We start from the raw sequence: 15,912 nt of genomic DNA on the forward strand, positions 1-15,912 counted from the left end.
CCCATCAGTCCAGCCAGACATATCCCGCGAGTCGCCCCGTGGAGCGGTCGCGGCGATACGAGAAGTGATCGTTCGACTCCCGTGTGCACACCGGCGACCGCTCCCGGTCGTGCACCCCGAGCCGGTCGAGCTGCGCGTGCACCCCGGCGATCACGTCGACGGCGGGGGTGCCCCAGCTCGTCTCGGCGCTCGCCGCCGGCTCGACGGCGGCCACCTCGGCACGCATCGACTCCGGCACCTCGTAGCACCGCCCGCACACGGCGGGTCCGGTGCGGGCGACGATCCGGGAGGGCTCGGCGCCGAGCGACTCCATCGCGTCGACGGCCGCCGGCACGATCCCCTTGACCATGCCGGGCCGCCCGGCGTGGGCGGCCGCGACCACCCCGGCGACCGGGTCGGCGAGCAGGACGGGCACGCAGTCCGCCGTCAGCACGGCGAGGGCGAGCCCACGGGTCGCGGTCACCAGAGCGTCGACCGGCGGGGTGAGCCCGGTGGTCCACGGTCCGTCGACCTCGGCGACGTCGTTGCCGTGCACCTGGTTCATCCAGACGACCAGTGCGGGGTCCAGGCCCAGCGACTTGGCCGCCAGTTCACGATTGACGCGTACGGCGTCGGGGTCGTCACCGACCGCTCCGCCGAGGTTGAGCTCCTCATACGGAGCGGCGCTCACCCCGCCCCACCGGTCGGTGAAGGCGAAGTGCGCGCCGCTCACGCTCTCGCGCTGTCCTATCACTTCAGGAAGTCCGGCACGTCCAGCTCCTCGGCCGCGCTGTCCGAGTAGGACCGCGACGGTGGCACCGGCGGCGAGACCGGAAGGTCGGCCACCGGCTCCGGCGCCGGCTGCGGGTCCTCCTTGGGGGTCACGCTGCCGAGCGAGCCGAAGGACGGCCGGCTCTCGGGCTGCTGCTGCCGTACCGGAGTGGGCTCCTCGCGTCGCGCCGAGGACGAGGACGAGCCCATGACGGTCTCCCGGCGGGCCGGGGGCTGGCCCCCGTCGAAGCCGGCCGCGATGACCGTGACCCGCACCTCGTCGCCGAGGGCGTCGTCGATGACCGCACCGAAGATGATGTTGGCCTCGGGGTGCGCGGCCTCGCTGACCAGCTGGGCGGCCTCGTTGATCTCGAACAGGCCGAGGTCGGAGCCACCGGAGATGGAGAGCAGGACGCCCCGGGCGCCGTCGATCGAGGCCTCCAGGAGCGGCGAGGAGATCGCCATCTCGGCGGCGGCAACCGCGCGGTCGTCGCCACGGGCCGAGCCGATGCCCATGAGGGCCGAACCGGCCTCGGACATGACCGACTTCACGTCGGCGAAGTCGAGATTGATCAGACCGGGGGTGGTGATGAGGTCGGTGATGCCCTGGACACCGGAGAGCAGGACCTGGTCGGCCGACTTAAAGGCGTCGAGGACCGAGACCTGGCGGTCGGAGATGGAGAGCAGTCGGTCGTTGGGGATGACGATGAGGGTGTCGACCTCTTCGCGGAGTTCGGCGATGCCGTCCTCGGCCTGGTTGGCGCGGCGCCGGCCCTCGAAGGTGAAGGGGCGGGTGACCACGCCGATGGTGAGGGCGCCGAGGTTGCGCGCGATGTTGGCCACGACGGGCGCGCCGCCGGTGCCGGTGCCGCCACCCTCTCCGGCCGTCACGAAGACCATGTCGGCCCCCTTGAGGACCTCCTCGATCTCCTCGCGGTGGTCCTCGGCGGCCTTGCGGCCCACGGCCGGGTTGGCGCCGGCGCCGAGTCCGCGCGTGAGTTCACGACCGACGTCGAGCTTGACGTCGGCGTCGCTCATCAACAGCGCCTGCGCGTCGGTGTTGATGGCGATGAACTCGACGCCCTTGAGACCGACCTCGATCATCCGGTTGATGGCATTGACACCACCGCCGCCGACACCGATGACTTTGATGACTGCGAGGTAGTTCTGCGGTGCTGCCACGTCGAAGGCCTCTCGCCTCGAGTTACGTGTCGTCGCCTCGCAGGTGATGCGATCCGACGACTGATGCCGAATGGGGCGGTCCGTTTCGCCGACCCGAACCCTAACGCTGAAGTTTAGGGTTACCAGTGTGTCTGTTCCTTGGAGTCTTCTGAACAGGACACTAAGTCGACAAGTGGCGCCCGTTCAACGAACACGCCGAACCTCCCGTTTTTCTTTTCACCCTATGTGATCAGGCGTGTCACTGCCCAACCAGGGTGCTGGCCTGCGCGTACGTGCGTCAACTCCCCGCTGACGCAGGGGCGGTGGGAGCGCTGACATCGAAGTGCCGCGCGGTCGGGGCGGCTTTCATGAGAGCGGTGAGTGTACGACCCTTCGCCGCGGCCTTCTCGGCACTTCCCCACGCGACCGTGCGACCGCCGCTCAGCTCGAGCGAGATGTCGTCGTAGGAACGGACCTTGACGACCCGGGTGGCCCGCGCGACCCCGGCGGGCAGGGAACCGGCCGCCTTCACCGCCTCCCGCACCAGCCCGGCCTCGCCGAAGCGGCGCAGGCTCGCCGCGGCCGAACGCGACGAGGTGACGGCCATTTCCAGCATCGGGACACCTTTCGGAGCCTCGGAAACCGTGGCGAAACGGACGCCTTCGTCGTCCACTTCCACGAAGTTCGACCCCTTTTGCACGAGCAGAACCGGCGTACGCTCTGTCACTTTCAGGCCGATTCCATGGGGCCACGAACGCACCACGTCGACCGAGTGAATTCGGGGCAATTCCGTACGCAGCCGCGCCTCGATCGCGTCGATGTCGACCGAGACCAACGGCGATCCGACCGGTACGGCGGCGGCTTCGCGCACCTGCGGCGGCGTCAGCACCTTCGTGCCGGAGACGGAGACCCGCTCCACGCGCAGCCACTGCGAGCCGTAGAGCACCCAGCCGGTGCCCGCGCCGAGGAGCACGACGGCCAGCGCGAGAATGATGATCGTACGAAGCCGGCGCGGCCCCAACCACCGGACGAGGGGCGGGCCGGACGACTCCTGCTGGCGTGCACCGCGCTCGGCGGTGGCGGATCCGGCCACGCACACTCCCTTTCCTGGCCCGGTTCACCTCCGGGGCGCCACAGCCGCTGCCGAGAGCCCGGCCGCGCCCGGCCCTTCGGGCCTGCGCGGGCTCGGCCTCCCGACACGGACGGGCCCCTTCGGCTCACTAGCCGACGCGTTACCTAACGGCGTGCACGACTGGCGGCGATCGCCTCGTACACCATGCCGACGAGCAGGTCGTCGGCGTCCCGGCGGCCGAACTCGCTGGCGGCGCGGGACATCTCGTACAGCCGGTGCGGGTCGGCGAGGACGGGCAGGACGGTCTCCCGGACCCACTCGGGGGTCAGTTCCGCGTCGTCGACCAGCAGTCCGCCGCCCGCCTTGACCACCGGCTGGGCGTTCAGCCGCTGTTCGCCGTTGCCGATGGGCAGCGGGACGTAGGCGGCCGGCAGCCCGACGGCGGAGAGTTCGGCGACGGTCATCGCGCCCGCGCGGCAGAGCATCATGTCGGCGGCGGCGTACGCGAGGTCCATCCGGTCCACGTACGGTACCGGGATGTAGGGGGGCATCCCCGGCATCTGCTGCACCTGCGGCAGTTCGTTCTTCGGGCCGACCGCGTGCAGGATCTGGATACCGGCCTGCTGGAGCCAGGGCGCGACCTGCTGGACGACCTCGTTGAGGCGGCGGGCGCCCTGCGAACCGCCGGAGACCAGCAGCGTGGGCAGGTTCGGGTCGAGCCCGAACATGTGCCGGGCCTCGGGGCGCATGGCCGCGCGGTCCAGGGTGGCGATGGAGCGGCGCAGCGGGATGCCGATGTAGCGGGCGTCCCGCAGCTTGCTGTCGGGCGTGGAGACGGCGACCCGGGCCGCGTAGCGCGAGCCGATCTTGTTCGCCAGGCCGGGGCGGGCGTTCGCCTCGTGGACGACGATCGGGACGCCGAGGCGCTTGGCGGCCAGATAGCCGGGCAGCGCCACGTAACCGCCGAAGCCGACGACCGCGTCCGCCTTGGTGCGCTCCAGGATCTGCTCGGCGGCCTTGATCGTGCCGCGCAGCCGGCCCGGGACGGTGATCAGTTCGGGGGTGGGCTTGCGCGGCAGCGGGACGGCGGGGATCAGCGCGAGGTCGTAGCCCCGCTGCGGAACGAGCGTGGTCTCCAGACCGCGCTCCGTGCCCAGTGCCGTGATCCCCACAGTGGGGTCCTGCCTGCGCAGGGCGTCCGCGAGGGCGAGCGCGGGCTCGATGTGGCCGGCGGTCCCCCCACCAGCGAGTACGACATGCACCGAAATTCACCGCTCTCCGGACGAACGCGCCGCCGAGGCACGCCGTCGCATCGTGTTCCATCTCCGGGGGCCCCGGTCGAAAGCGGGGCCCCCAGCCCCCCGCTTTCTACCAAAGCGGGGGTGCCGCATCGCAAGCGCCGCCCGCGCACCGGGCTCGTCGCGTGCGAAAGCGATCAGCAGCCCGATGGCGAACATGGTCGGCAGCAGGGCGGAACCCCCGTAGGAGAACAGCGGGAGCGGGACGCCGGCGATCGGCAGCAGGCCGAGCACCGCACCGATGTTGATCACCGCCTGAGCGGTGATCCAGGTGGTCACGCCTCCCGCGGCATACCTCACGAAGGGGTCCTCCGTGCGTCCGGCCACGCGGATACCCGCATAGCCTAGAGCCGCGAACAGGGCGAGTACCGACAGCGTCCCCGCGAGACCCAGTTCCTCGCCGGTGACGGCGAAGATGAAGTCGGTGTGCGCTTCGGGGAGTTGGCCCCATTTCTCCACACTCGCACCGAGCCCGGAGCCGAAGATCCCGCCGGAGGCCAGGGCGTAGATCCCGTGCACGGCCTGCCAGCAGGCGTCGCCGGGGCCGGGGTCGGTCGCGCCGATGCACTGCAGGCGGGCCATCCGGTTGGGGCTGGTCTTGATAAGGATCACACCGAGGGTCGCCGCGATCGACAGCACCCCGACGAAGAGCCGCGTGGGCGCCCCCGCCAGCCACAGGAGCCCGAACAGGATCGCCGTCAGGATGATCGCCGTGCCCATGTCGCCGCCGAGCATGATCAGCCCGAGCAGCATGAACGCGACCGGCACCAGCGGAACCAGCATGTGCTTCCACTGTGCGAGCAGCTTCTTGTCCTGTTTGCGGGCGAGCAGATCGGCACCCCAGAGCACCAGCGCGAGCTTGCCGAACTCGCTGGGCTGGATCTGGAAGGAGCCGCCGAGCGAGATCCAGTTCTGGTTGCCGTTGACCGACATCCCTATCCCCGGGACCTGCACGAGCGCCATCATGAAGACGGCTCCCGCGAGGATCGGGTAGGCGAGCCCCCGGTGCAGCTTCACCGGCATCCGGGAGGCCACCAGCAGCAGTGCGGCCCCGATGGAGGCGGCCAGGAACTGTTTGCGGAAGAAGAACGATCCCGGCAACGACATCTGCAGCGCGGTGATCTGCGAGGCCGAGTAGACCATCACGAGGCCCAGGACGGTGATCAGCAGGCTGCCGCCGAAGATCAGGTAGTACGCGGTCAGCGGCCGGTCCCAGGCCTTCTGCGCACGCGTGCGGAGCCGTCGTACGGGGTTGTCGCGGAGCGGGCGGGAGGCTGTCGCGGGTCTGCGGACGGTCCGCTGGACAGGCGGACGCCCGGTACGGCTACCGGGCATCCGCTGCTCCCGGGTGCGCGGCGCAGCCGCTGTACTCGGCTGCCGCGCCGTACGTCGGCCGTGACGGTCCCACGCGTCCCTCCCAAGGTCGCCCGGCAGGCGGCCGGGTCAGGTTCCGAGTTCGCCAACCGCCTGGGCGAACATGTCACCGCGCTGGTTGTAGTTGACGAACATGTCCATGGAGGCGCAGGCCGGGGCGAGGAGCACCGTGTCGCCTTCGACGGCGAGGCGCCGAGCCTCCTGGACAGCCGCGAGCATCGCCCCAGTGTCCGTCCGCTCGAGGTCGACGACGGGTACTTCCGGGGCGTGTCGCGCCAGGGCTTCACGGATCAGGGCGCGATCCGCGCCGATGAGCACCACCGCGCGAAGCCGCTTCGCCGACTTGGCGACCAGCTCGTCGAAGGTGGCGCCCTTCGCCAGTCCGCCCGCGATCCAGACGATCGACTCGTAGGCCGCCAACGAGGCTTCCGCCGCGTGCGTGTTGGTCGCCTTGGAGTCGTCGATGTACGCGACGCCGTCCACGTCCGCCACGTGGGCGATGCGGTGGGCGTCCGGCGTGAAGGCTCGCAGGCCGTCCCGTACGGCCTTGGCCGGCACCCCGAAGGCGCGTGCGAGGGCCGCCGCGGCAAGGGCGTTGGCGATGTTGTGCGGGGCCGGCGGGCGGACGTCGGAGACCTCGGCGAGCTCCTGCGCGTTCTGCTGCCGGTTCTCCACGAAGGCGCGGTCGACCAGGATGCCGTCCACGACGCCGAGTTGGGACGGCGCGGGGGCGGCGAGGGTGAAGCCGATCGCTCGGCAGCCCTCCTCGACGTCCGCCTCCCGCACCAGGTCCTCGGTGGCCTTGTCGGCGACGTTGTAGACGCAGGCGACCTGATTGCCCTCGTAGACACGGCCCTTGTCCCTGGCGTACGCCTCCATGGAGCCGTGCCAGTCGAGGTGGTCGGGGGCGAGGTTCAGGACGGCGGCCGAGTGGGCGCGCAGCGAGGGGGCCCAGTGCAGCTGGTAGCTGGAGAGCTCCACGGCGAGGACGTCGTACGGCTCCTCGCCGAGGACGGCGTCCAGCAGGGAGACGCCGATGTTGCCGACGGCCGCCGTGCGCAGCCCGGCCGCCTTCAGGATGGACGCCAGCATCTGGGTGGTGGTCGTCTTGCCGTTGGTGCCGGTGACGCACAGCCAGGGGGCGGCCTTGCGGCCGTCCAGTTCCCTGAGCCGCCAGGCGAGTTCGACATCGCCCCAGACCGGCACCCCGGCCGCGTGGGCCGCCGTGAACAGCGGCTTGTCGGGCTTCCAGCCGGGTGCGGTGACGATGAGTTCGGTGCCCTCGGGCAGGGTCGCCCCGTCACCGAGGCGCACGGTGACGCCCAGTGCCTGCAGCTCGGCGGCCTGCTCACGCGCGCGTGCGTCGTCTCCGTCGTTGACGACGGTGACCTTCGCGCCGAGCCCGTGCAGCACCTTGGCCGCCGGGATGCCGGAGACGCCGAGCCCGGCGACGGTGACGTTCTTCCCCTGCCAGTCGGTCACTTGTCCGCTGCCCATCCCGCGTAGAAGATGCCCAGTCCGACGATCACACAGATGCCCTGGATGATCCAGAAACGGACCACCACCAGGACTTCGGACCAGCCCTTGAGTTCGAAGTGGTGCTGGAGTGGCGCCATCCGGAAGACCCGCTTGCCGGTGAGCTTGAAGGAGCCGACCTGGATGACCACCGACATGGTGATCAGCACGAACAGGCCGCCCAGGAGGGCGATCAGCAGCTCGGTGCGGGAGCAGATCGCGAGGCCCGCGAGCACACCGCCGAGCGCCAGCGAACCGGTGTCGCCCATGAAGATCTTGGCCGGCGAGGTGTTCCACCACAGGAAGCCGAGGCAGGCGCCCATCAGCGCGGACGCGATGACCGCGAGGTCCAGCGGATCGCGTACCTCGTAACAGGCGCTGGGGTTGGTCAGGGTCTCGCCGTTGGCGCAGGACTCCTGGAACTGCCAGACGCCGATGAACGTGTAGGCGCCGAAGACGAGGACGGAAGCGCCGGTGGCGAGGCCGTCCAGGCCGTCCGTCAGGTTCACGCCGTTGGACATCGCGAGGATCATGAACAGCGCCCAGACGACGAACAGCACCGGGCCGATCGTCCAGCCGAAGTCCGTGATGAACGACAGCTTCGTTGAGGCCGGGGTGTTGCCGCGCGAGTCGGAGAACTGCAGCGAGAGCACCGCGAAGGCGATACCGACGATCAGCTGGCCGGCCATCTTCGCCTTGGCCCGCAGACCCAGCGAACGACGCTTGACGATCTTGATGTAGTCGTCGAGGAAGCCGACCAGACCCATGCCCGTCATCAGGCCGAGCACCAGCAGACCCGAGTAGGTCGGGGGCTTGCCGGTGATCACCTTGGACAGGAAGTACGCGGCGATCGTCGCGAAGATGAAGGCGATGCCGCCCATGGTCGGCGTACCGCGCTTGCTGGCGTGCTCGCGCGGGCCGTCGTCGCGGATGTACTGGCCGTAGCCCTTGCGCGCCAGCAGCTTGATCAGCAGCGGCGTACCGACCAGCGTCAGGAAGAGGCCGATCACACCCGCGAACAGGATCTGATTCATCATCGGGCCGCGACCTCACCCTCGGTGCCGGTCGCGAGCAACGCCTGCGCGACGCTCTCGAGGCCGACCGAACGGGACGCCTTCACGAGTACGACGTCCCCCGGGCGCAACTCGCTGCGCAACAGGTCGACCGCCGCCTGTGCGTCGGACACGTGCACCGACTCCTCACCCCACGAACCCTCGTTATATGCGCCCAGTTGCAGCCAGGCGGCTTCCCTGCCCCCGACCGCGACGAGCTTGCCGACATTGAGCCGGACGGCGAGCCGTCCGACCGCGTCGTGCTCGGCGAGCGCCTCGTCCCCGAGCTCGGCCATCTTGCCGAGCACCGCCCACGTCCGGCCCCCCTTGCCCATGGCCGCGAGCGCGCGCAGAGCGGCTCGCATGGACTCGGGGTTCGCGTTGTAGGCGTCGTTGACGATCGTCACGCCGTCCGGGCGCTCCGTGACCTCCATCCGCCAGCGGGAGAGGGAGCCCGCCTCGGAGAGCGCGGTGGCGATCTCTTCCGCGGACATGCCCAGCTCATGGGCGACGGCGGCCGCTGCGAGCGCGTTCGACACGTGGTGCTCACCGTACAGGCGCATGGTCACGTCGCTGCACCCGGAGGGTGTGTGAAGGCTGAAGGAGGGCTGTCCGCTGTCCGTGAGTCGCACGTTCTCGGCGCGTACGTCCGCTTCGTCGGACTCTCCGAAAAAGACCACCTTCGCCTTCGTACGGGAGGCCATGGCCCGTACCAACGGGTCGTCGGCGTTGAGGATCGCGGCGCCGCCCTGATCGGCCGGCGGCAGGCTCTCGACGAGCTCGCCCTTTGCCTGTGCGATCTGTTCGCGGCCGCCGAACTCGCCGATGTGCGCGGTGCCGACGTTGAGGACGAGGCCGATCTTCGGGGGCGTCAGATCGGCGAGGTAGCGGATGTGGCCGATCCCGCGGGCGCCCATCTCGAGCACGAGGAACTTCGTCTCCCCGGTCGCGGACAGGGCGGTCAGGGGCAGCCCGATCTCGTTGTTGAGCGAGCCCGGTGTGAAGACGGTGGGCGCCTTGCGCCGCAGGACCTGCGCGATGAGGTCCTTGGTGCTGGTCTTGCCGGCCGAGCCGGTGAGCGCGACGAGGGTCGCGCCGAGCTTGCGTACGACGTGCCGGGCGAGGGCGCCCAGCGCCGTCTGGACGTCGTCCACGACGATCGCGGGGACGCCGACGGGGCGCGAGGCCAGTACGGCCGCCGCGCCCGCCTCGACGACCTGGGCCGCGTAGTCGTGGCCGTCGACGCGTTCGCCGACGAAGGCGACGAAGAGGCTGCCGGGCACCACCTCGCGGGAGTCCCGGACGACGGGTCCGGTGACTTCAGCGGACGGATCCGGTATGTCGTGGGTCTGCCCGCCGACGACTGCTGCGATCTCGGCGAGGGAGAGGGCGATCACAAGTTCATCCCTGGGTCTGCTGGATAGCTTCGCGAAGCACCTGGCGGTCGTCGAACGGACGGACCACCCCGGCGATGTCCTGGCCCTGCTCGTGGCCCTTGCCCGCGACCAGCACGGTGTCCCCGGCGTGCGCGCGGCCGACGACCGCGGCGATCGCGGCGGCCCGGTCCTCGAACAGCAGGACCTCACCGCGCTCGTGCGCGGGCACGGACGCCGCGCCCTGGAGCATCGTCGCGAGGATCGCGAGGGGGTCCTCGGAGCGGGGGTTGTCGGAGGTGAGTACGGCGGTGTCGGCGAGCCGGGCCACCGCGGCGCCCATCGGGACGCGCTTGGTGCGGTCCCGGTCGCCGCCGCAGCCGAGGACGACGTGCAGCCGGCCCTTGGTGACCTTGCGCAGCGCCTTCAGGACCGACTCGACGGCGTCCGTCTTGTGGGCGTAGTCGACGACCGCGAGGTAGGGCTGCCCGGCGTCCACGCGCTCCAGCCGGCCCGGCACGCCCGGTACCGCGGCGACACCGTCGGCGGCGGTCCGCGGGTCGATGCCGGCGACGGCGAGGGCGACGATCGCGGCGAGGGTGTTCGCCACGTTGAAGGAACCCGGCAGCGGCGCCCTTGCGGCGACCCGCACCCCGTCCGGGCCCACGACGGTGAACGTCGAGTCCAGCGGACCGATCTCGACGTCGACCGCGCGCCAGTCGGCGTCCGGGTCGCCCTCGGCGGAGAAGCTGACGACCGGGACCTCCGCCTCCCGGATCAGGCGGCGACCGTACTCGTCGTCGAAGTTGACCACGCCGAGTTTGCTGCGTTTCCGGGTGAACAGCTGTGCCTTGGCCTGGAAGTAGTCCTCCATGCCGGAGTGGAACTCCATGTGTTCCGGGCTGAGGTTGTTGAAGACGGCGATGTCGAAGACGCAGCCGTCGACCCGGCCGAGGACCAGGGCGTGGCTGGAAACCTCCATGGCGACCGCCTCGACACCGCGCTCGCGCATGACCGCGAACAGCGCCTGGAGGTCGGTGGCTTCGGGGGTGGTGCGCTCGGACTTGATCCGCTCGTCGCCGATGCGCATCTCGACGGTGCCGATCAGCCCGGTCGACCTGACCGGCCTGAGGCCGCCCTCCATGAGATACGCGGTGGTGGTCTTGCCGGAGGTCCCGGTGATGCCGATCTGGAGCAGGTCGCGGCCCGGGGCGCCGTAGATCGTGGCCGCCAGTTCGCCCATCCCTCCGCGCGGGTCGTCGACCACCAGGACCGGCAGGCCCGTCGCGGCGGCGCGTTCCGCGCCGGTGGGATCGGTCAGGACGGCGACCGCGCCCAGGCCCGCGGCCTGGGTCACGAAGTCGGCGCCGTGCAGGCGGGCTCCCGGCAGGGCTGCGTACAGGTCGCCGGGGCGGACCGCGCGCGAGTCGTGGGTGATGCCCGTGACCTCGACGGCGGCGCTTCCCGGCTGCTCGGCACCCAGCTGATCGGCGAGCTCCGCGAGGGGTGTGGCGGAGACCTGAACCGGTCGCGGCGGTCCCGGATATGTCACGGAAGCGCCCTTCTGGGGGGTTTGGGACTGATCAGCGTGTGGCACGGCGGTGAGCGTACCGGGCGTACCCGCCTGCGGGCGAAGCGAGGGCCGGGCCGCGGCCGGCGATACGGGCGGTGCGGGGTTCCCGGGGTCGGGAGTGATCATGGTCACGGGCTGGTTCCTGGCTTGTTCGGCGCTGAACAGTGACGGGGGCGGGGGTCGGAGGCGGGCGGTGCGGGACGGTCAGGGAGTGAAGGAGACCGGGAGGCTCGCGGCCTTGGCGCCGGTCGGTGGGATCTGGAGGGTCTTCAGGGCGAACTCCATGACCTGCTTGAAGACGGGACCACAGATCTGGCCGCCGAAGTAGCTGCCCTTGGTGGCGTTCTGGATGGCGCAGTACACGGTGACCCGGGGGTTGTCGGCGGGCGCGAACCCGGCGAACGAGGAGGTGTAGCCCTTGTAGGTACCGGTGGCCGGGTCGACCCGGTTGGCGGTACCGGTCTTGCCCGCGACGCGGTATCCGGGGATACGCGCCTTGGCGCCCGTGCCCTCCTGGTCGTCCACGACCGACTCCAGCATCTGGGCGAGGGTCTTCGCCGTCTTCTGGCTGACGACCCGGGTCTTCGCGGGCGCCTCGGCGGGGGTGAAGCGCCCGTCAGGGCCCTTGGTGCCGCGCACCAGGGTGGGCTCGACGCGGACACCGCCGTTGGCGATCGTGGAGTACACGGAGGCCGCCTGGAGCGCGTTGAGGGACATGCCCTGGCCGAAGGGGATCGTGTACTGCTGCGAGGTCGACCACTTGCCGGGCTGGGCCAGGATGCCCTTCGTCTCGCCGGGGAAGCCGAGTCCGGTGTGGCTGCCGATGCCGAACTTGCGCAGGTACGAGTAGAGCACCTGGTTGGCCTGGGCCTGCGTCTTGCCGAGCTGGCCGGTGGCCAGGATGGTGCCGATGTTGCTGGACTTGGCGAGCACGCCGTTGAGCGTGAGATACCAGGTGGGGTGGTCGATGTCGTCCTGGAAGAGCCGGTCGCCGCGGTGCAGCCGGTTGGGCACGGTGACATGCGTCAGCGGCGTGGCGGCGTTCTCCTCCAGCACGGCGGCCATCGACATGACCTTGGCCGTGGAGCCGGGTTCGTAGGCGTCCTGGACGGAGGCGTTGCCCATGTCCGCGGAGTCGGCCTGCGAGAGGTCGCCCGGGTCGAAGCCGGGCGAGTTGGCCATGGCGAGGATCTCGCCGGTGCGGTTGTCCTGGACGATGACGTAGCCGCGGTCCGCCCGGGACTTCTCCACCTGCTCGGTGATGGCGTTCTGCGCGGCCCACTGGATGTCGCGGTCGATCGTCAGCTCGACGTCGGAGCCGGGCACCGCGGGGGTCTCGGTGGATCCCACGGTGGGCACCTGGCGGCCGCCGGACTGGGCGTAGCGGATCTTGCCGTCCTTGCCGGTCAGGGTCGCGTTCAGCTGCTGCTCGACACCGCCGCCGCCCTTGCCGTCGGCGTTGACCCAGCCCAGTATCCCGGCGGCGAGGTTCCCGTTGGGGTACACGCGCTTGCTGCTGGGAACGGAGAAGACCCCGGCGAGGACGTTCACGGTGGACTTGTCCGTCTCCGCCTTGGTGGACAGGGCGGACCTCAGGTCCTTGATCTGCTTCCAGACCTGCGGGGTCTGCCGGCCGGCCAGTTTGACGTAGCGCAGGCCCGCGTCCTTCGGCCGCAGCTTCTTGACGAGTGCGGACTGCTCCTGGCCGAGGATCGGCGCGAGGAGCGCGGCCGCCTGTTCGGGGGCGTCGCCGACCTTCAGCTGCGCGCGCGTGAACATCGTGGGGTCGGCCGTGATGTCGTAGGCGTCCACGCTGGTCGCGAAGGCCACGCCGGCGCGGTCGGTGATCTCGCCCCGCTCGGCGGCCAGCACCTGGCCGACATACCGGTTCTGCTCGGCCTTGGCCGCGTAGGCGCTCGCGTCGACGGCCTGCACCTGGAGCAGACGGACGACGAACGCGATCAGCACCAGGGCCAGCGCGAGGCCGACCATCCGCAGGCGCGGACGGGGGCTGCCGAGCCGGATGACGCGCTGCGCCGCGGGACGGGAAGCGGGTGCGGTCGGGCGGCGGGCGGGACGGGCGCCGGGACCCGGCCGCCGCTGTGCGGACACGGGGCGGGAGGGCCGGGCGGGGCCGGGCACGCGCCGGCGCGGCGGTTCCCTGTCGGACACTTCCGTCACCTGCCGGGGGTCTCGGGGATGGCTTCGGTCGGGGCGGCGCTCGGGGCCGGGGGCTCGGGCTCGGCCCGCTCGGTCGGCTCGGCCTCGGTCGGCTCGGAAGGGGTGCTCGGCGAGGACGACGGCGCCTCGACCGTCCGGGAGAGCAGGATGGCCTCCGGCGGCCGTACGGCCGCCGGAGCCTCCTCCGGGGACTGCTGGGCGGCGGGTGAGGGGACGCCCTTCACGGTGCCGTCGGGGTTCAGGAAGGCCGGGTCTCCGCCGGGGACCATGCCGAGTTCGCGCGCACGGCGCTGGAGGGCGTCGGGGGCGGAGTAGGAGTCGATGTCCCGCTGGAGCGCCTGCTCCTCGTCGGTGAGGCTCTTGGTGTCCTTCTGGAGGTCGTCCATCTTGAACGAGCCCTCGCTGAGGGCGGAGTTCAGCACGAGCAGTCCGATGAGCCCGCCGCCGAGGAGAAGGACGACGAGGAGGACGAACGGGGTACGGGCCGCCTGCCGCGGGCCGGCCGGGAAGAGCCGTGCGAGCCGGGCAGCCCTCCCCTTCAGTTCGGGTTTCCTACTCACTCGCCCTCCCCCGGGTCGGAATTCCGAACCCTCGGCTCACGCCCGTCATTCGATGGACTCCCTGATTCGCTCGGCCCCGCGCAGGCGCGCCGGGGTGGCACGCCGGTTCTCGGCGATCTCTTCCTCGGTGGGAAGTTCGGCACCGCGGGTGAGCAGCTTGAGCCGGGGCTGGTAGCGCTCGGGGACGACCGGCAGCCCGGGCGGCGCGGTGTTGGCGGCACCGGCCGCGAACACCTGCTTCACGAGCCGGTCTTCGAGCGACTGGTACGACAGGACGGCGATCCGCCCGCCCACGTCGATCGCCTCCACCGCCGCCGGGATCGCCCGCTCCAGCACGGAGAGTTCGCCGTTGACCTCGATGCGCAGCGCCTGGAAGGTGCGCTTGGCCGGGTTGCCGCCCGTGCGCTTGGCCGCCTGGGGAAGGGCGTTGCGGATCAGCTCCACGAGCCGCGCGCTGTTGGTGAACGGCTCCTTCTCGCGCTCGCGCACCACCGCCGAGACGATCCGCTTGGCCTGCTTCTCCTCGCCGTACGCCCGCAGGATCCGCACCAGTTCACCGGGCGGGTACGTGTTGAGGACCTCGGCCGCGCTGATACCGGTCGTCTGGTCCATCCGCATGTCGAGCGGGGCGTCCTGGGCGTAGGCGAAGCCGCGGTCGGCCTCGTCGAGCTGCATGGAGGACACGCCGAGGTCGAACAGGACGCCCTGCACGCGCGCGATGCCGAGCCGGTCCAGTACGTCGGGCAGCTCGTCGTAGACGGCGTGCACGAGGGTGGCGCGGTCGCCGAACGGGGCGAGGCGCTCACCGGACAGGCGCAGCGCCTCCTTGTCGCGGTCGAGGGCGACGAGCCGCACCTCCGGGAACTGCGTCAGCAGGGCCTCGCTGTGGCCGCCGAGGCCGAGCGTGCAGTCGACCACCACCGATCCCGGCCGCTGGAGGGCGGGGGCCAACAGGTCCAGGCACCGCTGGAGCATCACCGGGACGTGTCGACTGTGACTCAAGGGGCCCTCTCAGATCCGGCGGGTGTACGCATCGCCGGGTCCCCGCCCCCTGAGGAAGGGAAGGCCTGCCGGCGCCGCGGGGAGATCTCCGGCGGCCGGGCCGGGGTCTCACGGGGTTCAGTCCAGCAGGGAGATCGTCGCCTCCCGCTTCGCGTCACTTTAGTCCACGGTGTCTCGCGGTCAATCAACCGGCCTGCGCGGCGCGGCCCGACGGGACCCCCTCCGCGCCTCCTCTGTGGCTTACCTCACAAAGAGCACGTGATGACACTCTTTTTCCCTTCTCACAGCAGGCCCGGAACGCACGTGACCAGTACCGTCATCGGTATGACGACTTCTGCATCGGTTCCCGCACGGCCCGAAGGCGCCATAACCGACGACACCGTCACCGACCGTCTCGTCGGGGCGAACGAGCGGTACGCGGCGGCCTTCTCCGACCCCGGCATGGACGCCCGACCCGTTCTGCACGTCGCGGTCGTGGCCTGCATGGACGCCCGTCTCGACCTGCACGCGGCGCTCGGCCTCGAACTCGGCGACTGCCACACGATCCGCAACGCCGGCGGTGTGGTCACCGACGACGTGATCCGCTCGCTCACCATCAGCCAGCGCAAGCTGGGCACGCGCAGCGTCGTCCTCATCCACCACACGGGCTGCGGCCTCGAGGCGATCACCGAGGACTTCCGCACCGAGCTGGAGATGGAGGTCGGCCAGCGTCCGGCCTGGGCGGTGGAGGCCTTCCGGGACGTCGACCAGGACGTACGCCAGTCGATGCAGCGGGTGCGCACCTCCCCGTTCCTCCTGCACACCGACGACGTGCGCGGCTTCGTGTTCGACGTGAAGACGGGCCTGCTGCGCGAGATCGACCCCGCGTAACCGCTCCCGCGGCCCTGTGCGACCGTTCACGGACGCCGTCGTTCCCTGTCGTTTCCCTGTTGATTTCCGCACCTCGGACGCCCGAATGGTCATAACACCGACATATCGCGGACAGTTGTCCACAGGCGAGT

At 70.7% G+C, this 15,912-nt stretch carries 13 protein-coding genes; 1 reads left to right on the forward strand and 12 read right to left on the reverse strand.

The genetic code is table 11. The features are described 5' to 3' along the window. Positions 1–4: 4 nt before the first annotated feature. From pgeF to rsmH, 12 genes are all read right to left on the reverse strand, one after another. On the reverse strand, positions 5–733 hold the full coding sequence (gene pgeF, locus ASD48_RS01750) for a peptidoglycan editing factor PgeF (protein ID WP_057599544.1): 729 nt from the start codon (positions 731–733) through the stop codon (positions 5–7). Beyond that, complete coding sequence (gene ftsZ / locus ASD48_RS01755) at positions 730–1,932, reverse strand: cell division protein FtsZ (RefSeq protein ID WP_057599545.1); 1,203 nt, start codon at positions 1,930–1,932, stop codon at positions 730–732. Before ftsZ ends, pgeF begins: the two co-directional genes overlap by 4 nt. A gap of 277 nt (positions 1,933–2,209) precedes the next feature. Beyond that, positions 2,210–3,004, reverse strand: coding sequence for an FtsQ-type POTRA domain-containing protein (locus ASD48_RS01760; protein ID WP_057599546.1), 795 nt, complete (start codon positions 3,002–3,004; stop codon positions 2,210–2,212). A gap of 143 nt (positions 3,005–3,147) precedes the next feature. After that, positions 3,148–4,245 (reverse strand): undecaprenyldiphospho-muramoylpentapeptide beta-N-acetylglucosaminyltransferase, encoded by a 1,098-nt coding sequence (gene murG / locus ASD48_RS01765; protein ID WP_057599547.1) that lies wholly within the window; start codon positions 4,243–4,245, stop codon positions 3,148–3,150. 6 nt (positions 4,246–4,251) lie between these two features. After that, on the reverse strand, positions 4,252–5,616 hold the full coding sequence (gene ftsW, locus ASD48_RS01770) for a putative lipid II flippase FtsW (RefSeq protein ID WP_057599548.1): 1,365 nt from the start codon (positions 5,614–5,616) through the stop codon (positions 4,252–4,254). Positions 5,617–5,724: 108 nt separating this feature from the next. Continuing rightward, positions 5,725–7,152 carry a UDP-N-acetylmuramoyl-L-alanine--D-glutamate ligase gene (murD, locus tag ASD48_RS01775; protein ID WP_057599549.1) on the reverse strand — a complete coding sequence of 476 codons (1,428 nt, stop codon included), beginning with the start codon at positions 7,150–7,152 and terminating at the stop codon, positions 5,725–5,727. Then, the gene (mraY, locus tag ASD48_RS01780; RefSeq protein WP_020129934.1) at positions 7,134–8,207 is read right to left on the reverse strand and encodes a phospho-N-acetylmuramoyl-pentapeptide-transferase; all 1,074 of its coding nucleotides are present in this window, start codon (positions 8,205–8,207) and stop codon (positions 7,134–7,136) included. Before mraY ends, murD begins: the two co-directional genes overlap by 19 nt. After that, positions 8,204–9,619, reverse strand: coding sequence for a UDP-N-acetylmuramoyl-tripeptide--D-alanyl-D-alanine ligase (murF, locus tag ASD48_RS01785; protein WP_057599550.1), 1,416 nt, complete (start codon positions 9,617–9,619; stop codon positions 8,204–8,206). The genes mraY and murF overlap by 4 nt, the downstream gene beginning before the upstream one ends. Positions 9,620–9,623: 4 nt before the next feature. Beyond that, positions 9,624–11,147: a UDP-N-acetylmuramoyl-L-alanyl-D-glutamate--2,6-diaminopimelate ligase gene (locus ASD48_RS01790; RefSeq protein WP_057599551.1), complete on the reverse strand. Its 1,524-nt coding sequence runs from the start codon at positions 11,145–11,147 to the stop codon at positions 9,624–9,626. A 225-nt stretch (positions 11,148–11,372) separates the two neighbouring features. Next, the gene (locus ASD48_RS01795; RefSeq protein ID WP_282438168.1) at positions 11,373–13,340 is read right to left on the reverse strand and encodes a penicillin-binding protein 2; all 1,968 of its coding nucleotides are present in this window, start codon (positions 13,338–13,340) and stop codon (positions 11,373–11,375) included. 5 nt (positions 13,341–13,345) lie between these two features. Next, positions 13,346–13,909, reverse strand: coding sequence for a septum formation initiator family protein (locus tag ASD48_RS01800; protein WP_057599553.1), 564 nt, complete (start codon positions 13,907–13,909; stop codon positions 13,346–13,348). A 45-nt stretch (positions 13,910–13,954) separates the two neighbouring features. Further along, positions 13,955–14,911 carry a 16S rRNA (cytosine(1402)-N(4))-methyltransferase RsmH gene (gene rsmH, locus ASD48_RS01805; protein ID WP_079073567.1) on the reverse strand — a complete coding sequence of 319 codons (957 nt, stop codon included), beginning with the start codon at positions 14,909–14,911 and terminating at the stop codon, positions 13,955–13,957. Positions 14,912–15,235: 324 nt separating this feature from the next. Here rsmH and ASD48_RS01810 point away from each other — a divergent pair, with 324 nt between their 5' ends. Then, entirely contained in the window at positions 15,236–15,781 is a 546-nt protein-coding gene (locus ASD48_RS01810; RefSeq protein WP_057600949.1) for a carbonic anhydrase, read from the forward strand. Positions 15,782–15,912 lie beyond the last annotated feature (131 nt).

Origin of the sequence: Streptomyces sp. Root1310, assembly GCF_001426425.1 — a bacterium.
Classification (GTDB): domain Bacteria; phylum Actinomycetota; class Actinomycetes; order Streptomycetales; family Streptomycetaceae; genus Streptomyces.

What these genes read in the sequence shown, in the direction of transcription:
- murD (WP_057599549.1), bottom strand. Translation starts at nt 7,152, where the DNA reads ATGGGCAGCGGACAAGTGACCGACTGGCAGGGGAAGAACGTCACCGTC.
- ASD48_RS01810 (WP_057600949.1), top strand. Translation starts at nt 15,236, where the DNA reads ATGACGACTTCTGCATCGGTTCCCGCACGGCCCGAAGGCGCCATAACC.
- mraY (WP_020129934.1), bottom strand. Translation starts at nt 8,207, where the DNA reads ATGATGAATCAGATCCTGTTCGCGGGTGTGATCGGCCTCTTCCTGACG.
- ftsW (WP_057599548.1), bottom strand. Translation starts at nt 5,616, where the DNA reads ATGCCCGGTAGCCGTACCGGGCGTCCGCCTGTCCAGCGGACCGTCCGC.